Below are 20454 nucleotides of genomic sequence, written 5' to 3'. Positions count from 1 at the left end.
TCCATCTTTTCTATAACTCTCGGCACAGTCTGTCTCACATTTGTCTCCACGATCATGGTAGCGGCCAGGCTTGTGGCGTCACCCCAACAATGTTGCACCATCTTCTGACGAGATATCCAGAATTACCTTGCCTCGTTGCCCCGTCGAATGCCGAAGGGCGCTGATGGCCTCAGCGAATTTCGCCAGGGGATAGCGATGTGTCACGAGAAAGGTGAAGTCGAGACGCCCAGCGTTGAGCAGGGCCACAACATGCGCCCATGCTGATGAGGTGTAGCCGAAGCTTCCCGCCATCGTGAGGTCGCCGTTCACAATGTCATCGATCGGTAAGGGGACAGTCACGCCGTGACCAGGGAACCCCAGCAACACAATGCGTCCACCGCGGTTGGCTGATGCCACAGCAGTCGTGACGGCATCGGCAGCTCCGGCAGCTTCGACGACGACATCAAAATCTTGCGAGATGCGTTCGGGATCCGTCTCAAAAGAATCAACCCCTGCCGTGGCTGCCAACGCCGCTTGTTCAGATCGGCGCCCCAGCATCGTGACGTGTCCGGGGGACCACAGCTGAATGATCGTGGCCGCGAGAAGGGCCACAGTGCCATCACCAATAATGAGGATTCGCTCTCCGGGTTGGGGTGATGCTCTCAATAAGCCTCGAATAACCACGGCGGCAGGCTCAACGAGCGCGCCAGATTCCATCGAGACTCCGCGATCCAGTCGGTGAACGAGATGCCGTGGGGCTGCGAGTAATTCCGCCATCGCCCCGTGGCGGGTGAAACCAAACTCGTCGTAGTTTTCACAACGGTTGGTGTCGCCGGCTTTGCACGGGGCGCAGTGACCACAGGGCACGATGCCCTCGACGACAACCCTGTCTCCTGCTGAAAGGTGGCTAGTTCCCGCACCAGGGGCCGGCGCCTCGACGACAACCCCGCTCCATTCGTGACCGAGGGTGACGGGGTAGCGAACAAACTCGGGATCGATACTGCCGTCGATGATGTCGAGGTCAGTTCCGCAAATGCCCACGACGACCGGGCGAATGAGCACGTCATTGGTGCCGCAGTCAGGAGCAATGCGCGTGCCCAGTGCCACTTCTTCCGGTGACGTTACGACGACAGCACGAATGTTCCTTGGACGGACCGCTGGGGCTGTGTTGAGCAAGGCCGGGTTCGGCATAGTGTGCCTTCCATTCATCTGGGCGAGGGTCCCGAGGTGCCCGACCCGATCGAAGCAGTTCCTCACACATTAGTGGGGTTGACCTAAGAACTCGGGGGTCAACGTAACGGTTGTGTTTCTTCAGTGCGTGTCGGGTCGATCATCCTTGACACTCCCGTGGGAGCATGCAACACTCTGTCTACCACAGAACAGAACAATGTTCGGTAATGCAGAACACGGAGAATCATGGGCGATCACCTCAGGGCGGAGCGAATCTCGCACGCGCTCGTTGCTGTTCGGCGACTTCAGGAGAAAAAGGGCATCGAAAATGTTGTGCTCACAACGCCAGGAGCCGTGGCGTGGGTCACCGGGGGCATGAATCCACCGATCGACCGCACCGCCGCCACAGACCTTGTGTGGGTGTGCATCAGCGCGAGTCGTTGTGTCATTGTCACGACGCAGATTGAAGCTCCGCGCCTCATCGCAGAGATGCAACCCGAGCTTTTCGGCATCGACGTGGTGGGGGTTCCGTGGTGGGATGCCGTAGCGATGGTCAATGCGAGTGCCCTTGCTCTTGGCGTTGCCGGAGACGTGGATCTCCACAAAATTGGCTCGGATGGACATCCTGGATTTGGGCTTGATATTTCGGACGACATCATCTCGGCGCGAATGAGTCTGTGTTCCGCTGAGACCGACGAGCTTCGCAGTTTGGGGCGCGACGCAACCGCCGCCGTCCAAGAGGTGCTGAAGGCCTGGACACCGGGCGAGACGGATTTTCAGATTCAGGCCAGAATCTCGGCAGCTATGGAGTTGGTGGGTGCGGACTGCCCGGTCCTCCTCGTCGGAGCTGACGACCGGATAGCGAAGTTTCGACACCCGATCGCGCGGGGGGCTAGCGCAAACCGACTAGTTATGGCCGTACTCGTTGCGCGGCGCTCAGGACTCCATGTCGCATTGACCCGATACGCCTCGGCTGGAAAGCCAGCGGAGTCATTGCTCGAGGGGCTCGCGGCTGCGAAAAGAATTCATGTCAAGACCTTGTCGGCGCATCTCTCCGGCAGCACCTATGGATCGGTCCTGGAGGCTATCGATGAGGCGTATGCCGCCGAGGGGCACTCCGGTGCGTGGCGGGAACATTACCAGGGTGGGCCCATTGGCTACGCTCAGCGAGAGTTTGAAATTTCGCCGGTGCAAACTGACAGTCGCTGGTGGCAGGAACCGATTTCCCCGGGAAATGCGGTCGCATGGAATCCAAGTGTGGCCGGTGGCGGCAAAGACGAAGATACCTACATCGTCGGTAAGAACGGCGCCCACGAATGGATCACTTCTGCTCCCGGCTGGCCGACGACATTGGTGCCGGAAACTCAATTTTTACGACCGGATATTTTGATGCTCTAACAGGGGCATAAATTTCGTCGCAACCCGCGACGTTCACACCAAGCCGCAGCCACGAGGCAGCGCATTCAACACAGGAGGAAGAAATGAGAAAGCTACCATTATTCGCGGCTCTCGCGGTCACTGTTCTCGCGCTGGCGGGCTGTGCCGGTGGGGCCTCTAGTTCCGGAACGTCGGATACTGATCCGGTCAAGCTCACTCTCTGGCATAACTTCGGTACTCAGCAAAACGCGATTGCAACGCAGAATCTAACGGATGCGTATACGAAGCTTCACCCCAACGTCACCTTCGATGTTGTGAGCCAGCCAGGAGACAACTACTTCTCGTTGATCCAGGCGAGTGCAATTTCCAAGACGGGGCCGGACCTTGCCGTCATGTGGACCGGGCTCTTCACCCTGAAGTACAAAGATCTTCTTGTGAATCTTGATGGCCTTGTTCCCGCAGCGGACCTCGCCAAAGTCGACGGCTTGGATTACGTGGCCGACGGCTTCGACTCGGCAAATGGCCCCTATGTCATGCCCTTCGAGAAGCAGTTCTACATGGGCTTCTACAGCAAAAAAGCTTTTGCGGCAGCAGGCATTTCGAGCGTGCCGACCAACTGGAGCGAACTCTATGCGGCCTGTGACAAGCTGAATGCGGCCGGAATCACCCCCGTGGTTTACGGCAACGGCGGACAAACTCTGGGAGCTACGTTCTACACGTGGTATGACGCCAGCTATGCCATGATCGGTGCCTACACGGTCGATGAATGGGCGAACCTCTTGAACGGCACAGTCGCGTGGGACTCTCAAAAGAACATCGATCAGCTCACCAAGTGGGCTGCAATGAAGACAAACGGGTGCACCAACTCCGACGTTCTCACGAAGACCGACAACCTCGAGGACTTCACGTCAGGTAAAGCTGCCATGATCATCGATGGCACGTGGGATACGGCACTGTTTACCGATGCCATGGGTACCGATGTAGCCGCCTTCGTTCCGCCCTTCTCCGACACCTCCATCAAGGGCGTTGTTGAATTCCCTGGTAACGGTTTTGGAATCATGAAGAGCTCGACGCATCAGCAAGCAGCGGCAGACTTCCTCGCGTTCCTCACCACGGATGCCGCTGTCAAAATCATGGACGAGTCTGGCCTGATTTCCTCCGTCAATGGTGCAAAGACGTCCAACCCTGTCAACCAGGAGATGCTCGACTTCGCTGGACAGTTCGGCTTCACGAGGTACCCCATGATTGATAACGTCATCCAGGGTGATGTTGTCGATGTCGGCGGCAAGGTCCTCCCATCGGTCTTGGGTGGAAACATGACACCCAAGGATGCGCTCGCGCAAATGGCGCAAGCGTGGAACCAACTGCCCGCCGAGCAAAAGAAGTAAGCACGGCTCGAAAGCTGCAGTCCTCGTTGGGCCAGTAGGGTGGAAATTCTCGCTCCGCTGGCCCAACGATCCACTTGGACCAAGAAAGATTTCTTCAGATGACAAACATTTTTACCCTTCAGCGGAGCAGGACACCGCGACTGAGCGATAGCCGCCGCCGGATGGGCATCATTCTCAGCCTCCCGGCTTTTCTGCTCGTTGTTTTGCTGCTGGGCATCCCCATTATTCAGGCCGTCTATTACTCCATGACGAAGTGGGACGGACTCACCACGACCTGGGTGGGGCCTGAAACGTATATCAATCTTTTTCTCAATCCAACGTTCTGGCGAGTGCTCCTCAACAATGGCCTTCTTCTGCTGTCGGTACCGTTTGCGATTGTGATTCCCATGGGGATTGCTGCCGTGCTCCACGAACATGTCTTCGGTTGGAAGCTCTTTCGCGTCATCTACTTTCTCCCAACGGCAATTTCGTGGGTCGTCATCGGCATGGTCTCCGCACGCTTCTTTGCGCAGGAAGGCCTCCTCAACGGAATCTTTGCCAACATTGGATTGGCCGCTATTCAGACAGATTTTCTGGCGCATGAAGACACGGCACTCTTCGCTGTGGCCGTGACGTTCGTGTGGTCCATGGTGGGCACCAACACCATCATCTTCCTGACGGGAATGGCCACCCTCGATCCGAGTCTCCATGAGGCGGCACGAATGGATGGTGCTGGCCCGCTTCGGGTTTTCTTCTCGATCACGATGCCTCAGCTCAAGCCTTTCATCCAGTTTGCCTTCATCATGTCGATGATTACCGCCTTCACAGCGCTCTTCAGCCTTATTTTCGTTATGACGGGAGGCGGCCCGGGTTACGGAACGACGACGCTAGAATTCTTCGTCTACCAGACGGCATTCGCTCGCGGCGCCTTCGGCACCGGCGCACTTCTTGGCGTCGTGCTGTTCATCATCATGGGCGTCATTGGCATCCTTCAACTCAAGCTTCTTCGTTCGGAGGACTAACGTGCCCATTCCCACAATTACCGAAAGACTCGCCTCCATTCGGTCGACCCGTTCGGCCGGCAAAGTGGTGGCGAAAAAGAAAGTTTCTCCTCGGCGAGTGATTCTCTTTGTGGTGATGGCTGCGGGGGCTTTCATCATGTTCTACCCTTTTTGGTTCATGATTGATGCCTCGTTCAAGAGCAACGCTCAATTTCGCGGCATGGAGGGGTATTCCTTCGATAGCTGGGCCAAGCTCTTCGATATTTTGCCTGTCGGGCAACAACTGGCAAACTCCACCATTGTTTGTGTGCTTGCCCTCATCATCATTGTTTCCGTGAGTACTACCGCAGGTTTTGCCTTTGCCAAACTTCGGTATCGCCGAGCGACGCTCGTCTTTCTGCTCATCATTTCAGCGATGCTGATTCCCATGCAGTCGATCATCATTCCCGCCTACGTTAACCTGGCACAGTTCAACATGCTGAACTCCTACACCGGCGCCGTACTGATCTACGCGGCCTTGGGTACGCCCTTCGCGACTTTTCTGATGACGGCTTTTTATCGGGGCATTCCCGATGAACTCATTGAAGCTGCCGTCATCGATGGATTGGGTTACTGGCGCGTTTTCCTCCGTATCGCTTTGCCCCTGTCAATCCCAGCAGTCGTCACAGTTATCGTCCTGCAGTTCATCCAAATTTGGGGTGACCTCCTTATCGGTTTGCTGTTTTTGCAAAACACCGACCTTCGAACGGTCACGGTGGGCCTCGGAGTGTTGGCGACCGGGCGCGTCACAGATATTCCTGTTTTGATGGCGGGCTCTTTGCTGAGTGCGATCCCTGCGATCATCGTGTACCTCGTTTTCCAGCGGCAGTTGGTTTCTGGCCTGACGGCCGGAATGGGGAAGTGACCGACGCCGTTTCGCCCGTTGAGTGGCACGTGGAGGTCGCTGCCGGGTGTGAGCTGGGGGAACATCCGCTCTGGGACGAGACGACGGAGAGCATCACGTGGGTTGATGTCTTCGGTGGCACGGTACGGCGTCTTGACATGCACGGGCTGGAATCAGGGGAACGGCTGGGGGAGGCTCTGGGCGCGGTTGGCCTGCGCCGCGACGGCGGTCTCGTCGCTGCCGTAGACCGAAACTTTGTCTTTAGGGATGCCCGCGGCGTGAGTGATCGTGACCCAGTGGCGGCGCCTGTCGGTGACGGTATGCGCTTTAACGATGCGGCATGTGACCCCGCAGGCCGCTTCCTCGCGGGGATTGTTTCTCAGACGGGCGACAGCACGGGGGAGCTCATCCAGCTGCATGCCGATGGTCACATTGACGTGATCCTCCAGGGGCTCCTCGAATCCAACGGCCTTGCCTGGTCTTTGGACGGGGAAACGCTTTACTTCGTTGACTCCGGTGAGCAGTCAATTCGACAGTACGGCTACGACTGTGACACGGGAAAAATCGGACCACGGCGTGCCAACCTCATCGATTTCCCGCAATCACAGGGAACCCCTGACGGACTCACGATTGACGCCGAGGGTGCCGTGTGGTTGGCCATGTGGGGTGGCTCCGCTATCAAGCGAATCAGCCCGGGGGGTCAGGCGCTTCGTCAGATGACGCTACCGGTGAGTCAGCCCACATGCGCCAGTTTCGGGTCATCCTCGTTGGACCGTCTGTATGTGACGTCGGCGTGGGAAGGCATGACCCCGGAGGCGCGCGCAACGGAACCGAACGCCGGAGATCTTTTCTCCGCCAACGTTGGAGTGCGAGGGACCGCGGCCTACCGCTTCCGCGGTTAGCCGTTCAGATCTCCCCACGACGCCGACTCTCCGGCGGGACTGCGACGCTGAGGAACGAGCCACGGGTTGGCGTCTGTGAGCGCGGCCGGAAGCAGAGCCTGTGGCGCATTCTGGAATGCCACCGGGCGAAGGAAACGTCCGATTGCGGCCGTTCCGACGGAGGTGCTGGAGTCATTTGTCGTTGCGGGCCACGGTCCTCCATGTTGCATTGCGGGGGTGACGGCCACGCCGGTGGGCCAACCGTCGAAGAGCACGCGGCCAACGTTCTCTGTGAGCCACTCGATAAGCGAACGAAGGGCTGTCGTGTCTTCCCCCGCGGCTGAATGAATTGTCCCCGTAAGGTTTCCCTCGAAGAGGGCTTCCGCAACCTCGGGCAGGCTTTCATTTTCATACTCCACCACGATTGCGAGGGGCCCAAACGCTTCTTCACTTAGCTGCACTTTTGCAGCCAGAAGATCGGCGACGGAGACGCGAGCAATGGTTGGCGTCGCCCATCCTTGGCCATTTTCATCGATGCGAAGGGAGCCTTGTGTAATTGTTGTCACGCCGGGGGTTGCCAGAATTGTTTCGCGACGTTCGCGATACCCCGACGCAATTCCTGGGTTCAAGAGTCGGTGCTCCGAAAGTCCAGTGGTGGCCTGAGCAATGCGAGCCTGCAGGGCCTCGGAGGCGGAAGCGGGGACGAAGAGGAAGCCTGGTTTGGTGCACAACTGCCCCGCGGACCCAGAAACGCTGGTGACAAAACCGTCGGCGATGGCGTCGTTTCGTTCGGCCAGGGCTCCGGCCGTGACAAACACAGGATTGACGCTTCCCAGTTCCCCAAAGAAAGGGATGGGAACGGACCGTGCCGCGGCAACCTGGGCGAGATAAGTGCCAACCCGGATCGAGCCCGTAAAACTTCCCGCCCTGATGAGGGAGTGTTGGAGCATTGCTACGCCGTGGGCCTGACCGGAAATGACCTGAAGCGTTCCGTGAGGAGCCCCCGCCCCTTCGAGAGCCGCCGCCACAATTTCTCCCGTGCGCACGGAGAGTTTCGGATGCCCCGAGTGGGCCTTCACAATCACGGGACACCCGGCGGCGAGCGCTGCGGCGGTATCTCCGCCAGCCACGGAGAAGGCAAACGGAAAGTTGCTGGCGGCAAAGTTGACGACGGGACCGAGAGCGAGGAGATAGCGACGGACATCAGGTCGCGGCCCCAAGACAAACTCAGGATCGGCGGCATCCAAGCGCACATCAAGATACGTGCCATCCACGATGGTCTCAGCGAAGAGCTTCAGCTGAACGGCCGTTCGCGTCAGTTCGCCGTTGAGCCTTGCTTCAGAAAGCCCGGTTTCTGTCATGGCAATGGCAACGAGCTCGTCCCGAGACAGTTGCAGTGCATCTGCGGCCGCAACGAGAGCACCAGCTCTGCGGGCCGGTTCAAGGCCAGCCCAGGCAGAAGCGGCACCAGCCGCAATCCGAGCAATGACGTCAACTTCTAGCGCAACAACATCGGTCGTGGTGGAGACGTGTGCTTCTGGTGCAGACATAAGGAGTCGCTCTTTCTGAAGATGAAGGATTGGACAAGCATGTGACGCTCAAGAACGTGGTTGACATCGCAAGCATCCGGTCCGTAAAGTTTGGTATAGTAGAACATGATTCGGTAATACCGAACAGTCTACGGCATCCGATGCAATATCGATAGGAGGACTTCCATGAAAGCTGATCGCTTCTTGACAGACCTGGGACTGGCGCCCGTGAGCGCAGTAGCCCCCAGTGAAGAACGTTTTCCTGACGGCGCGCACTACCGGATTGAAATCCCGTCGGTGGAGAACCCCACAATTTTACGGCATGTCCTTGCCGAAGCCAAGGAGCGCGGTGTCGTCGTTAACCGCGTGTCTCAGGGCAGCGGTTCAATGCTCATCACCGAGAAGGAACTCGATGAGATGGCTCTCATGGCATCCGACAACGGGATTGAGATTTCCCTGTTCGTTGGCCCTCGTGAAGGCTGGGACATTGGTGTTCAGTCTCGGGCCGCCGACGGCCCTGCATTGGCGGGTCAATTGCGCGGAACCCGTCAACTTCGCTACGGCGTTGAAGATGTCTTGCGCGCCACTGAGCATGGAATTCGCGGATTCCTCATCGCCGATCTCGGTCTTCTGGAAGTCCTCGTAGGGATGCAGAAGGCTGGCGACCTTCCGGCCAGCACCGTATGGAAGATCTCGGCCATGCTCGCGCCATCAAATCCCATCGCCATGCGTCAGATGGAACGGATGGGGGCCTCCACGGTGAACGTCCCCTCGGACCTGACGCCCGAACTCATCGCTGAACTTCGAGCAGTCTCCTCCCTTCCCATCGATGTCTATGTGGAAGCTCCGGATGCCATGGGTGGCGTGGTTCGAGGTCATGAAAGCGCGGAGTTGATTGCGATTGCCGCTCCGATGTACACAAAGTTTGGGCTTCGAAACAGCACTCCGATTTACCCAGCTGGCATGCACAACCTCGACTATGCATCCCTACTGGGGCGTGAAAAAGTGCGCCGAGCCTCGCTTGCTCTCGAGTGGATCAAGCGCAGCGAAATCGAGCTCATCCAATCTCCGGCGGGGGCTCTTGGCCTTGGCGTGCCCGAACTAGGCTGACATTCCCAGACCTTTTGTCCACTATCTAGAGGGAGAACCCCGGCCATGTTGAGAAGCCAGAAATGGTTAGCCGGTGACGATGAAGTTTCTGTCGCCCACCGCGTTGCGCTTCGAAGCGTGGGGCTCACAATCGAGCCGGGTGACGAAAGGCCTGTCATCGGCATCGCTGACTCCTCGAGCGAGCTCAACCCGTGCAACTTACCCTTGCGAAAACTGGCGGATGCCGCGCACGCGGGAATTTTGTCCGCGGGCGGTTTGCCTGTCCGATTCCCCACCATGTCGCTCGGTGAAGACCTCATGAAGCCAAGTGCCTTTCTTTATCGAAATCTTCTCGCCATGGAGATCGAAGAAATGCTTCGGTCTAATCCTCTCGACGGGATTGTGCTTCTCGCCAACTGCGACAAGACGGTTCCCGCAACGCTCATGGGAGCGGCCAGTGCGAACCTGCCCGCGATCGCAGTCCTCGGCGGGGCCCGTCCCGTATCCGTGTTTCGCGGAAAGAAGATTGGGACGGGAACAGACCTGTGGCGGGCCTGGGAAGATCGACGAGCTGGTCGACTCACGGAATCCGGTTGGGCAGAATTTGAAGCATGTTTGTCCTGCGGCGTTGGCGCCTGCAACACCATGGGAACCGCCTCGACAATGGCTCTCATGACCGAGGCCTTGGGCATGGCCCTTCCCGGAGCATCCACGAGCCCATCGGGTTCGGAGGAGTCACTGCGTGAGGCTCACGCGGCGGGAGTCCGAGCCGTGGAACTCGTTCGTCAGGATATTCGCCCGCGCGACATCATGACGCTCAAGGCCTTTGAGAATGCCGTGACCGTTCTACACGCCATCGGTGGTTCCACCAACGCCGTCATTCACCTCCCTGCCATTGCCGGACGCCTCGGCCTGAAGCTAGGGTTGGTGCGCATGAGCCAACTGGGGGAGGGCGTTCCTGTCTTGGCTGATGTTGAACCATCAGGGACCATGCTCATTCATGATTTTCATGAGGCCGGCGGTTTGCCCGTCTTGGCTCGTGAACTCAACGAACATCTGAATTTGGATGAGGCATCCGTCTCAGGGTTGACGTTGCGCGACATCATCGCCAATGCCGGGGAGCGTGGAACGGCCATTCGCACCGTTACGAATCCACTTTTTGCCAACGGGTCCTTCTCTGTTGTCTCGGGCTCGCTGGCTCCGGATGGCGCCGTCATCAAAACATCCGCTGCAACAGCATCACTGTTTACGCACACAGGCCCCGCGCTCGTATTCGACAACTATGACGACATGCGCGCGCGCATTGACGACCCCGAGCTGAACGTCACCGCCGAAACCGTACTCGTGCTCAAGGGGTGCGGTCCGGTGGGTGTTCCCGGAATGCCGGAGTGGGGGATGATCCCTATCCCCGCGAAATTAGCGGCGGCCGGCGTTACCGACATGGTACGCGTTTCTGATTCGCGCATGAGCGGCACATCCTTTGGCACCGTATTCCTTCATGTCGCCCCGGAGGCTGCGGTGGGTGGGCCAATAGCGTTTGTTCGTGACGGTGACCTCATTGCGGTCAACATTGAATCCGGATCGCTGGATCTGCTGATTTCGCCAGAAGAGTTCACGACGCGACGCGCGGCCTGGGTCCGCCCGGTCTCAGCGCACCTTCGCGGCTGGCCAGCACTCTACGAGAAGCACGTGACGCAGGCCCCCGAAGGCTGCGACTTTGACTTCCTCCAGGCGCCCACCCCGGAGAAGCTGGTTTTCGTGGAGCCAGTGGTAGGCCGGTCGTAGAAGCTGGCAGGGCCATACTTCTTTCGCGGGCTACGTAGCCGTGATGGAACAACGAACTACACTGGCTTTATGATGCTGTGCAGCAGGAATCCATGACAATTTTGGATTCTGCGCGCTACCTATCGGAGCCGCTCCTGACCCCTCCTGGCCAGCCTTTGCGGGTAGCGGTTTACTCTCGCATCTCCCAAGGCATTAGGTCGGGCAACTTTGTGGCGGGCTCACTTCTGCCCCGCGAAACGGAGCTCGCCCTCGCCCTCGGGGTGAGCCGGACCGTTGTGCGAGAGGCATTGATGCTTCTCGAAGAAGATGGGCTTATCAGCACCAAACGAGGCGTTGGGCGGTTCGTTGCCGATTCTGCGTCTCACGCAATGCTCGACGAACTCCAGTCAATAGAACGGCTCCTCCAGAGCCCAACGAAGGCCTTGGCTGTTGTCCCAGTCGAGTTCACTCTGCAGACGGTCACCGACATCGTTGTCGAGCTTCTTGCCCTCGAACCGCAGGCTGACTTCTGGTTCCGAGAATCAATCGCCACGCGTGACGGCCAACCAATCGCTCTCGTTCAGGAGTACCTCCCGGACGAGATCTATTTGGCGAAGCTTGATGCGGAGGTATCGAAAAACTTGCGGGATGCGGCCGAAGAAGACGCGACACTGTTGCATGCCTTGACCAATCGCCTCGGGCCAATTTTCACCTCCGGTGAGTGCAGAATTGCGGCATCCGTTGCGGGGCCAACGCGTGCGGGCCAATTGGGGATTAAAGCAAGCGATCCTCTGCTTGTCCTCACGCAAACGGCACATCTGGCAGGCGTACCCGCCTACATTTCTAAATGCGCGTTCCCGCCGGCATTCGGATATCTCGCCGTCACGAGATGGTCACCCAGTCCCGCGCTGTGATCTAGCTCGCGCTGGTGCTTCTGCAACGCAGAGCGTAAAGGATTCCGAGCAGCATCAACAGTGTCGTTGAGAGAACGGCGACGGTGAATCCCGCCGAAGCGCCCCAGGCTTCGGCCACGAGGCCGCTGCCCGCTGTTGAGAGTGCCTGCCCTACAACAATGCTGCTCTGCAACGTTGTGAGGACGGTCGTGGATCGGCCGACGGGAGCTTCTTCTGACCCCAAACTGAAGAGGGAGACGAGCACGGCGCCTATGCCACAGCCGCTAATGAAGAGAGCGCTCGCCATGACCGGTACCGTCGACGAGGAGGCAAGCGCGATCGTTCCGGCCAGACCGAGGGTCGCAAATACGATCCAGCGCAATCGAAGGGTTAGTGCTCGGGGGAGCATCGCCAGCACTATGGCGGTAATGATGGCGCCGGCACTCATCGCTCCATAAGCTATCCCCGTCTGAGCTCCGAGGCCCCGTACCGTCATGAATTCGATGAGCGCGGTGAGGGTGGATCCAAAAACTGATCCAACGAGGAACATACCCAGGGCGAGAAGCAGAATCCGGCCCGAGAAGACCCTTCCCCTCGGGCTCGGGGTTGACACTTCTGTCACGGGCCGGAACACGGCCGAAGAATGGACAGCGAAGGCAATGACGATTGTCGCGGTGATGACGGCACCAAATACAAGGGGCGCCCAGGGGGCGATCAGTGCTGTCAAGACACCGACGAGTACGGGGCCAATCACGAAGGATGTTTCGTCCATGACCGATTCATAGCTCATGACCATCGAAATGGCACGATCTCGTTTGTGAGGGGTGCGGGCGCTCGAAGCAAAGTCGACGAGCCGAGCGCGCGAGAAGGGGGCAACCTGAGGGGTAGCTCCTCCCAAAACGAAGGCAACTATGAGCTGGAGTGCGAAAGGCGCATCGCCGGCAACGAGTGCCAGAAACGTGGTGACGGCGGTAACGCTCAGCAGGCTGGAAGCGAGCAAAACAGCACGTTGGCTGAAGCGGTCAGCGAGAGTGCCAGCATAGGGGCCACAAATTGCGGTACCGATTCCGGCACACGCGGCAGCGAATCCTGCTTCGGCAACCGAGTTTCGTTCTGTTGCCACAAACGTCAAAACGCCGACGATCATCATGGCGAAGGGCAGTCGTCCAATGAAGGCGATGGGAAAGTATGACCAACCGGTGAGCCGGAGGAAAGTCCTGATGTCGGGGCGAAGAGGAGCACGACCAGAAGATGGTCGGCTCCCCTTCTTGCCGGCTAGAGTTTCGGCGACGACGTTGACTCCACGACCCAGACACCAGAGATGATGTCTGCCTCGAGTTGCTTAACTTCACTCAACAAAGACGGGTCAAGCTTAGATTCCCAGTCATGAGTTGGCGCGATGCCGACTCCGCCGTTATCGAGAGTTCCAACGTACGGGGTGTTGTTGAACGTTCCCGCGCCTGCGGCAGACGTCACAACTTCGGCGGCGGTGGTGAGGTTCTTGAGTACAGACGTCAAGTAGTAGGCCTTGTACTCGGGAGTGCTCACGTAGGCATCAGAATTTACGCCGATGATTGCTGCCGAAGCGCCTTTGTCCTTGATGGCTTCGATCGAACCGGTGAAAAGCGTTCCAGCTACAGGCATGAGCACATCCACATTTTGGTCGAGGAGGCCGTCGGTCAGGGTTTTTGCTTTGACTTGGTCATCGAAGCTGCCCACAAAGAGACCGTTTTGCGTCGCTTTATCCCAGCCGACGAGCCTGACCGACGTGCCGTGCACCGAATTGTATTTGTCGATGCCGTCGGAGAAGCCATCCATGAAGATCGTGACGGAGGGGAATTGCATTCCTCCGTACGTGCCAACAACGCCCGTCTTGGAAGCTCCTGCGGCAAGGTATCCGGCTAACGCAGCAGCCTGAGCTGTGTCGAAAAGCACGGGCTTCACATTGTCGAGCGTGAGCGGGCTGAAGTCATCGTTAGAGACAGCACTGTCGATCAGAGCGAAATTCACATTGGTGTTTGCGATGGCGGAGTCGCGCGTTGCGGTTGCGAGGTTGAACCCAACGGCCACGATGAGATTACAGTTTTCCGCGACGAGGGCATCAATATTTGCGGCATAGTCGGACTCGGCCGCAGACTCAGAGCCTTTGGCCGTTACCCCAAGCTTCGTGGCCGCTTCCTTGACTCCGTCAAAAGAAAACTCGTTGAAGTCGTTATCGTTGAAGCCAGTGAGGTCGGAAACGGCACACGGGAGGAAGTTGGCACCGGCTTCGGCGGAAGGGTCAGCGGCGTTTGGTGCTGCGCTACAGCCGCTCAAAAAGAGCGCGGCTATTGCACCCGTCGCAAGGAGCGAGGTGACTGAGGTGCTTCGTTGCATTGTTGTCTCCATTCGGTTGTGCCGCCGTTGGCTTGTGGGCTGTGGGAAATTGCGTTCTTGCCCGCGAGGCGACGTCGGGGCGAGAAATTCTAGTGAGCTAGTCGTGCGGCCAGAGCAGACCTCTCGCCGTCGGTAAGGAAGGCAGCTTCAACGCTGACGCGATCGATCTCGTCGAGATCTGTTTTCGTGAAACCGAGAACGTTCTGCAGGACCTCACGTTCGTCGCGAAGGTTCGTGCCCGTCTGCATCGGGTTGTCGTCTCCGAGGACGAGCTTCACGCCTGCATCCCGGAACAGTGGCGCGGGATGCTGCGCGACTGACGCGATAGCACCCGTATACCAATTTGATGTGGGGCAGATTTCGATGACAATTCCTTCATCGGCACACCACCGAAGAAGGGCGGGATCATCAATGATGTGGGCTCCGTGACCGATCCTCGTGGCACCAAAAAGCTCTACGGCCTCTCTGGCCGCTGAAGCTGGGCCGGCTTCTGCCGCATGGCAGGTGATTCCCAGACCGGCGGAACGCGCGAGAGCGAACGCGTTCTTGTGCGGCACGTGGGCGGGGTAAAGGAGCTCGTCACCAGCCAGGTCGAAACCAACGACGCCTTTGCCCGCAAAACTGGCCGCAGCCCGAGCCACGGCTTCATTCGTCTCCGAGTCGTGATGGCGCAGCGCAGAAATTACAGCACCGCTCGGCATTCCGGTCGAGTGAGAAGCCTCCTGCATTCCTTCGGTAACAGCCGCTACGGCGTCGCGGAGGCCACGGGCATTTTGAACGTGAGTTGCAGGGCCAAATCGAAGTTCAAGATAGTCGAGACCGGATGCGGCGGCATCCTCTACAGCCTCGCGAGCGATGCGACGGGTAGCGTCGAGGGAGCGAAAGAACGGATACGTTGAGGCGACGCGCGTGAGGTATTCCGTGAGGGTCGCTGGACCGTCGAGCCTGATTGCGCGTTCCCACCCGCCTTCGGGGGAAGGTACCCCGAAGGCGTCCGCGAGCTGTGCCGCCGTGGCTGGACGAACACGTCCCTCCAGATGGCTGTGAAGATTGATGAGCATGGGTCAGAGTTCCAAGCGGACGGCGACCTCGAGGGCAGCCTCGATGCTGTTCATCCAACCATCTTTGAGCGCCGTTTTGATGTCGCCATAGAGGCTCGTGCCGTCGAAGAGATTGCTCGACGTTGAGCAGATCATTCCCGCTCGCACGCCGCGAAGGCGGGCGACTACGTACAGGGCCGAGCTCTCCATTTCGACGTTCAAAATGCCGAGCCGGTTCAGTTCGGAAATCCACTCGGGGGTCTCGGCATAGAAGGCATCGTCGCTCGCGTTGATTCCCGAGTAGACCGCAGTGTTGGTGCCTTTCGTGAGTTCTCGGGCAACTTTGTCTAGCTCCAGAGCAATGGCCAGGTCAGGCACGGCAGGAAATCCGTGATGGGCGTAGGCGGCTGATGTGCCATCGTTTCGCAGGGCACCCTCGCTCACAAGGAGGTCGCCTGGTTTCACTCCCACCTGAAGTCCGGCGGAAGAACCGACGCGAATAAAGGAGGTTACCCCCACGCGAATAAGCTCTTCAACAGCAATGGCAGTCGAGGGGCATCCCATGCCGGTAGAGGTCGCGGTAATTTTGCGACCCTTATAGACCCCCGTCATCGTGAGGTGTTCCCGGTTGTGCGCGATTGTTTTCACATCTGTGAGGAACTCAGCGATGAGGGGAACGCGGAAAGGGTCTCCGGGGAGAAGTGCAACTGTCGAGACTTCACCTGGCGCAACGGCGATGTGGTACTGACGTTCGCCAACGCCGGCGGAGTTCTTGTCGACAGGGGAAGGTGCGTTCATGAGGATGCTCCAAAGCCAGGTAGGGGGGGACTTGGTATGATGTTATACCTCTCTATAACGGGCGTCAAGAACTTCCTTTACCGTCCTCTCGTACGAGCATTGGGCGCACCGATATAGGGATACGTTTCGCAAACTTACGCGTCGATAAACCGCCGCAAGGTCTCCAAGCGCGCGGCCCAGATGCGCTTCGAGAGGTCCGCTTCGGGGGCGAAGTTCTCCGAGGAATGGAAGGCACCCGGGTTGACGTGGAACTCGCAGGGCACGCCGGCTTGGTTCAGCCGCATGGCGAAGTCGAAGTCCTCATCGCGGAACACATCCATCTGACCCACGTCGATGTAAGCGGGCGGTAGGCCCGAGAGGTCCTTGGTGCGCGTCGGTGCCGCATATTGGTCGGCTGGTTTGCCGCCGAGGTAACACTTCCACGCCTCGATGTTTCCGGCGCGGTCCCAGATGCCCACCTGGGTCACCTCATGCGAGGAATGCGTCACGTTGCGGTCGTCGATCATGGGGTAGATGGGCATCATGTATTTGAGTTTCGGGCCCGAGCGGTCGCGCGCTATGAGCGCCACGGCAATGGCGAGCCCACCCCCGGCGGAACCTCCATAGATACCGATGTTCCCACTCTCAATGCCGAGCGTCGCGGCGTTGGCGAAGACCCAGCATGCGCCTGCGTAGCAGTCATCCGGTGCTGCAGGGTATGGATTCTCGGGTGCCTTGCGATAGTCAACGGATGCGACCACTATGCTCAATTTCTCGCACAACGTGACACATCTGGCTTCCTCGCCCTCGATGGAGCCGAGGATCATTCCACCACCGTGAATATAGATGAGACCGGGTAGCTTGCCCGGCGCATTCGTTGGCGTGTAGACGCGCACGCGCACATCCGGGGCACCGTTATGGCCCGGCGCGAAGTGGTCTTCATGGGTGACGTTCGGGTTCACGGGCTGGTCGGCGCCCATGGTGGCGAGCAACCCGGCAACAGCCTCGCGCCGCGCGGCGATGTCGGCAATGGCGTTGAACCCTCCGGGCATAAACGACAGGAGTGCCTCGAGTGGTATCCGCGACTGTGGATCAATTCTGTCGCGCTCGTTCATCGTGCTCTCCTTTGAGTCATAGCTAACGCTAGTGGTGACGACGAGAGGCGGGTCATCAAGCATTCCATTCCGCAAAGAAGCCGATGGGCTTCGTGATCTCGAGAGCTATTTTGTGCGTTTGAGAACGAAGGCGTAGGCACCCTCAACAAAGTAGCTCCGTGAATAGCCAAGGAGGACGCCATCGTCCGCATACTGAAGTTGGTCGAGAAGGATGAACAAATTGTGTTCGCTACTTCCTGGCCCCCAGCCAATTTTACGAGATTCCACGGCGTGCACCTCGGCGAAACCGAGAATGGCTGGAAGCCCAAGAACTCGGTCGAAATAGCTAAAGATTGAACCCTCAAGCTGCTCTGGTACAAAATCTTCGGGGAAAATTGACATCGGCAGCAGGTCATACGAATACGCCACAATTTCGTCGTCTGCCGTTATTCGACGTCGCAGCTCAAGAACTTGTGTTTCAGCCGGCACGGTCATTCGCTCGGCTTCATCTAGTGTGACAGTCCGAACCGTGCGTCGAGCGTAGTCCATTCCGGGAATTTTTCCACTCGACCGGATGGAATCAGAAATCGACCCCATCTTCTCCAGCCCATCTTGAACATGTGGAATCGTGCGAACGAACGTACCGAGGCCATGGCGCGTGTGGACCAAGCCAATTACGTCAAGCTCTTTGATTGCAGTCCTGGCCGTTGCCCGTGATACTCCAAATTCGTCACATAGCTGAGCCTCGGTGGGGAGTCGAGAACCGGCAACGTAGGTGCCGTCGTCAATGCGAACTTTGATTGCCATCACAATTTCATCGGCTAGTCCGGGCCGAGATCTTTTCGTTACCATTTCCACCTTGACAATCTTGTCTGTTGTCTGACAACCTAGCGGAACGGCAACCACGCCGTCCAGATATTGCGTTACTTATTTGTAGCGTAGATGCTCAGAAAGTTTGTCAACGTGCGCGCAATTGATTGGTTTCAGTCGGACCAGGGTGGGCTGGGATATATCTCGCTCATCGACCAAACCCTGCTGCCTGATGCCCTCACAACTCTTCAGATTCGTACGGTGGATGAACTTATCGAATGCATCCAGAGGCTTGCGGTGCGCGGGGCACCTGCCCTCGGAGTAGCCGGAGCCATGGGTGTAGCCTTGGCGGCTCAGAATGGCAATACGGTTACAGCCCGCGCCGACGCGTTGCGTTTGCGAGTCTCGCGCCCAACCGCCGTCAACCTTGCGTGGGGTGTTGATCAAGCGTTAGAAGCCCTCGAGCGTGGAACGCAGGCTGTCCTCACCGTGGCGCTTTCAATTCGTGACCAGGACGTTATTGGCTCCCACGCTATGGCCAAACGGGGCTATGAACTTCTCGCCGATTTGTTGCCAGAGAAAATGGCCAGCGGACTCAACCTTCTTACCATCTGCAATACGGGAGCCCTGGCAGCCGTAGAGCGTGGGACTGCCTTGGGCGTTATCGAGGAAGTGTTTCTCCGTGGAAATTTAAAGAACGTCTTCGCCTGTGAGACGCGTCCGCTCTTTCAAGGCGCCCGTTTGACTGCCTGGGAGCTCTCCAACATGGGTGCCCCCCACCAAACGATTGTGGATTCGGCAGCGAATTTCCTCATGGCTCAGGGTCGTGTGGACGCTGTGCTGGTTGGCGCCGACCGCATCACTGCCAACGGTGACACTGCAAACAAAATTGGCACTTTTTCCCTTGCCTTGGGAGCGCAATTTGCTGGCATACCCTTCATCGTTGTGGCACCCGAAACCACAATTGATTGTGAAACTGCGACTGGCGACCTCATCGACATCGAGGATCGCGGTACTGAAGAAGTCGTTGTCATCAATGGGAAAGTAATGTCGCCCGCCGGCACGACGTCAGTGAACCCGGCTTTTGATGTAACTCCTGCCCGCCTCATCTCGGCAATTGTCACAGATCAGCGTGCCATTAGACCAGCTCTCAATGAGTTGCCCAGCGACGAAGTAGCGAACGAAATGACCGCCACTTTTCGCTTTTGAAAGATCCAACCTCACACAAAAAACCAAGAAGAGAGATAGAACAATGAAGTTCAAAGTCCTACCAATCGCGGCCATAGCGGCCTCTGTACTGTTCATCACCGGCTGTGCGCAAGCGACACCGGCAGCGAACGAAGCTCCTGTTGCTGCTGTTGTGACCACTGACTTCGTTCTCCCCGAAACCGCACCGGCCGGTTTCAAGGAAGGCCTCACCGTCGCGCTTGTGCGCCAATCAGGCGTAGGCGACTACTTCGAGCAGTGGGGTAGTGGCTTCAACGCCCAAATCGCTGCCGCTGGCGGGGTCGTTCAACTTTTTGACGCTCGTGGCGACAACGCTGAACAAGTCACCCAATTCAATGAGGCAATCAACTCTAAGCCTGACGTGATCGTTGTTGACCATGGTCTCGCCGATTCACTCAATCCAAAAATTGACGAGGCCATCGCTGCAGGGATTCCCGTGGTTGTCTATGACGTCGCTATTTCGAATCAAAAGGCTCTCTACATGTCTCAGGATGATGAGTCCTTGGCGGGAAAGATCCTTGATCAAATCAAGGTTGAAAACCCAAAGGGCGGAAACCTTGCTTATGTCAACGTTTCTGGCATCGCTCCCCTGGATACCCGAGATGGTGTTTACAACTCCTTCTTGACGGACAACCCCTCATTCGTTGAGGTGGCCCGTTTTGGAAAGTACAGTGAATCAGCCGCTGCTGATACTGCAACTGAGGGCGCCGCTGCACTGACTTCTGCCCCCGAGACGACAATTGTCTTCGCGGCGTACGATGAGCTTGCCAAGGGAGCTCTCATTGCTCTTCGCCAGAATGGCATGCTCGCGAATGTGTCCCTCTACGGAGTGGATATTTCCACCGCTGACATCGCCCTCATGACGGAAGCTGGAAGCCCATGGAAGGCGACTGCGGCCACAGACCCATCCAACGTTGGCGCTGTGGTTGCTCGTGCCGCTATTGCAGCAGCGTCGGGAGTTGATATGCCATCAAAGATGGTTATCCCCGCCGCTTTGATCACGCAAAAGCTGCTTCGCGACCAGAACGTCACAAACATGGATGAGCTTCGTGTGGCGCTTCCCCAGTTGAGCACGCCAGACTTCCTTGGTGCGTCTTGGATTGCGACTGTTCCCGCCAGCTAATCGAAAGAAGTGAGGCGGAGGCAGGCTCTCTGCTGCCGCCTCACTTCAGCTAGGCCCCCGACTCAGCGAGAGGA

The 20454-nt window shown here is 58.1% G+C and carries 18 protein-coding genes; 10 read left to right on the top strand and 8 right to left on the bottom strand.

The genetic code is table 11. The features are described from left to right. Positions 1 to 78: 78 nt before the first annotated feature. Positions 79 to 1170, bottom strand: a complete 1092-nt coding sequence (locus tag FB555_RS08545; protein WP_182485063.1) for a zinc-dependent alcohol dehydrogenase — start codon at positions 1168 to 1170, stop codon at positions 79 to 81. Between the two features lie 225 nt (positions 1171 to 1395). Between FB555_RS08545 and FB555_RS08540 the strand changes: the two genes are divergently transcribed. The 5 genes from FB555_RS08540 (at position 1396) to FB555_RS08520 (ending at position 6679) form a co-directional block, all read left to right on the top strand. Next, positions 1396 to 2547 carry a M24 family metallopeptidase gene (locus FB555_RS08540; protein ID WP_182485062.1) on the top strand — a complete coding sequence of 384 codons (1152 nt, stop codon included), beginning with the start codon at positions 1396 to 1398 and terminating at the stop codon, positions 2545 to 2547. An 83-nt stretch (positions 2548 to 2630) separates the two neighbouring features. Further along, entirely contained in the window at positions 2631 to 3914 is a 1284-nt protein-coding gene (locus tag FB555_RS08535) for an ABC transporter substrate-binding protein (protein WP_182485061.1), read from the top strand. A gap of 98 nt (positions 3915 to 4012) precedes the next feature. After that, complete coding sequence (locus tag FB555_RS08530; RefSeq protein WP_182485060.1) at positions 4013 to 4915, top strand: carbohydrate ABC transporter permease; 903 nt, start codon at positions 4013 to 4015, stop codon at positions 4913 to 4915. Between the two features lies 1 nt (position 4916). Then, entirely contained in the window at positions 4917 to 5798 is an 882-nt protein-coding gene (locus FB555_RS08525; protein WP_182485059.1) for an ABC transporter permease subunit, read from the top strand. After that, positions 5795 to 6679 (top strand): SMP-30/gluconolactonase/LRE family protein, encoded by an 885-nt coding sequence (locus FB555_RS08520; protein WP_182485058.1) that lies wholly within the window; start codon positions 5795 to 5797, stop codon positions 6677 to 6679. Before FB555_RS08525 ends, FB555_RS08520 begins: the two co-directional genes overlap by 4 nt. Here the strand turns inward: FB555_RS08520 and FB555_RS08515 are convergent. Next, entirely contained in the window at positions 6676 to 8208 is a 1533-nt protein-coding gene (locus FB555_RS08515; RefSeq protein WP_182485057.1) for an aldehyde dehydrogenase (NADP(+)), read from the bottom strand. The genes FB555_RS08520 and FB555_RS08515 overlap by 4 nt on opposite strands. A gap of 165 nt (positions 8209 to 8373) precedes the next feature. Here FB555_RS08515 and FB555_RS08510 point away from each other — a divergent pair, with 165 nt between their 5' ends. From FB555_RS08510 to FB555_RS08500, 3 genes are all read left to right on the top strand, one after another. After that, entirely contained in the window at positions 8374 to 9297 is a 924-nt protein-coding gene (locus FB555_RS08510) for a hypothetical protein (RefSeq protein WP_182485056.1), read from the top strand. A 45-nt stretch (positions 9298 to 9342) separates the two neighbouring features. Then, complete coding sequence (locus FB555_RS08505; RefSeq protein WP_182485055.1) at positions 9343 to 11061, top strand: dihydroxy-acid dehydratase; 1719 nt, start codon at positions 9343 to 9345, stop codon at positions 11059 to 11061. Positions 11062 to 11153: 92 nt separating this feature from the next. Next, positions 11154 to 11954 (top strand): GntR family transcriptional regulator, encoded by an 801-nt coding sequence (locus FB555_RS08500; RefSeq protein WP_182485054.1) that lies wholly within the window; start codon positions 11154 to 11156, stop codon positions 11952 to 11954. A 1-nt stretch (position 11955) separates the two neighbouring features. Here the strand turns inward: FB555_RS08500 and FB555_RS08495 are convergent, their stop codons facing one another. The 6 genes from FB555_RS08495 to FB555_RS08470 all read right to left on the bottom strand — a co-directional run bounded on the left by FB555_RS08495 (position 11956) and on the right by FB555_RS08470 (position 18072). Next, positions 11956 to 13095 (bottom strand): MFS transporter, encoded by a 1140-nt coding sequence (locus tag FB555_RS08495; protein WP_281362590.1) that lies wholly within the window; start codon positions 13093 to 13095, stop codon positions 11956 to 11958. A gap of 113 nt (positions 13096 to 13208) precedes the next feature. Next, positions 13209 to 14309 carry a BMP family lipoprotein gene (locus FB555_RS08490; RefSeq protein WP_182485052.1) on the bottom strand — a complete coding sequence of 367 codons (1101 nt, stop codon included), beginning with the start codon at positions 14307 to 14309 and terminating at the stop codon, positions 13209 to 13211. Positions 14310 to 14398: 89 nt separating this feature from the next. Beyond that, complete coding sequence (gene add, locus FB555_RS08485) at positions 14399 to 15370, bottom strand: adenosine deaminase (RefSeq protein ID WP_182485051.1); 972 nt, start codon at positions 15368 to 15370, stop codon at positions 14399 to 14401. A 3-nt stretch (positions 15371 to 15373) separates the two neighbouring features. Continuing rightward, positions 15374 to 16147 carry a nucleoside phosphorylase gene (locus tag FB555_RS08480; protein ID WP_182485050.1) on the bottom strand — a complete coding sequence of 258 codons (774 nt, stop codon included), beginning with the start codon at positions 16145 to 16147 and terminating at the stop codon, positions 15374 to 15376. 134 nt (positions 16148 to 16281) lie between these two features. Further along, a complete protein-coding gene (locus tag FB555_RS08475) occupies positions 16282 to 17241 on the bottom strand; it encodes an alpha/beta hydrolase (protein ID WP_182485049.1) in 960 nt (319 codons plus the stop codon). 105 nt (positions 17242 to 17346) lie between these two features. After that, positions 17347 to 18072 carry a GntR family transcriptional regulator gene (locus tag FB555_RS08470; RefSeq protein ID WP_246323692.1) on the bottom strand — a complete coding sequence of 242 codons (726 nt, stop codon included), beginning with the start codon at positions 18070 to 18072 and terminating at the stop codon, positions 17347 to 17349. Positions 18073 to 18183: 111 nt separating this feature from the next. On the opposite strand from FB555_RS08470, the gene mtnA reads away from it, so the two are divergent. Together mtnA and FB555_RS08460 are read left to right on the top strand one after the other, a co-directional pair. Beyond that, the gene (gene mtnA, locus FB555_RS08465) at positions 18184 to 19239 is read left to right on the top strand and encodes an S-methyl-5-thioribose-1-phosphate isomerase (protein ID WP_343046439.1); all 1056 of its coding nucleotides are present in this window, start codon (positions 18184 to 18186) and stop codon (positions 19237 to 19239) included. A 43-nt stretch (positions 19240 to 19282) separates the two neighbouring features. Then, positions 19283 to 20380, top strand: coding sequence for a substrate-binding domain-containing protein (locus FB555_RS08460; protein ID WP_182485047.1), 1098 nt, complete (start codon positions 19283 to 19285; stop codon positions 20378 to 20380). The last annotated feature ends 74 nt before the right edge of the window (positions 20381 to 20454 follow it).

The organism is Alpinimonas psychrophila, assembly GCF_014137865.1.
GTDB classification, from domain to species: domain Bacteria; phylum Actinomycetota; class Actinomycetes; order Actinomycetales; family Microbacteriaceae; genus Alpinimonas; species Alpinimonas psychrophila.
This window is presented reverse-complemented; position numbering and strand designations above follow the sequence as displayed.

What these genes read in the sequence shown, in the direction of transcription:
- FB555_RS08475 (WP_182485049.1), bottom strand. Translation starts at nt 17,241, where the DNA reads ATGAACGAGCGCGACAGAATTGATCCACAGTCGCGGATACCACTCGAG.
- FB555_RS08540 (WP_182485062.1), top strand. Translation starts at nt 1,396, where the DNA reads ATGGGCGATCACCTCAGGGCGGAGCGAATCTCGCACGCGCTCGTTGCT.
- FB555_RS08530 (WP_182485060.1), top strand. Translation starts at nt 4,013, where the DNA reads ATGACAAACATTTTTACCCTTCAGCGGAGCAGGACACCGCGACTGAGC.
- FB555_RS08470 (WP_246323692.1), bottom strand. Translation starts at nt 18,072, where the DNA reads ATGGTAACGAAAAGATCTCGGCCCGGACTAGCCGATGAAATTGTGATG.
- FB555_RS08490 (WP_182485052.1), bottom strand. Translation starts at nt 14,309, where the DNA reads ATGCAACGAAGCACCTCAGTCACCTCGCTCCTTGCGACGGGTGCAATA.
- add (WP_182485051.1), bottom strand. Translation starts at nt 15,370, where the DNA reads ATGCTCATCAATCTTCACAGCCATCTGGAGGGACGTGTTCGTCCAGCC.
- FB555_RS08515 (WP_182485057.1), bottom strand. Translation starts at nt 8,208, where the DNA reads ATGTCTGCACCAGAAGCACACGTCTCCACCACGACCGATGTTGTTGCG.
- FB555_RS08545 (WP_182485063.1), bottom strand. Translation starts at nt 1,170, where the DNA reads ATGCCGAACCCGGCCTTGCTCAACACAGCCCCAGCGGTCCGTCCAAGG.
- FB555_RS08505 (WP_182485055.1), top strand. Translation starts at nt 9,343, where the DNA reads ATGTTGAGAAGCCAGAAATGGTTAGCCGGTGACGATGAAGTTTCTGTC.
- FB555_RS08510 (WP_182485056.1), top strand. Translation starts at nt 8,374, where the DNA reads ATGAAAGCTGATCGCTTCTTGACAGACCTGGGACTGGCGCCCGTGAGC.
- FB555_RS08535 (WP_182485061.1), top strand. Translation starts at nt 2,631, where the DNA reads ATGAGAAAGCTACCATTATTCGCGGCTCTCGCGGTCACTGTTCTCGCG.
- FB555_RS08460 (WP_182485047.1), top strand. Translation starts at nt 19,283, where the DNA reads ATGAAGTTCAAAGTCCTACCAATCGCGGCCATAGCGGCCTCTGTACTG.
- FB555_RS08480 (WP_182485050.1), bottom strand. Translation starts at nt 16,147, where the DNA reads ATGAACGCACCTTCCCCTGTCGACAAGAACTCCGCCGGCGTTGGCGAA.
- FB555_RS08500 (WP_182485054.1), top strand. Translation starts at nt 11,154, where the DNA reads ATGACAATTTTGGATTCTGCGCGCTACCTATCGGAGCCGCTCCTGACC.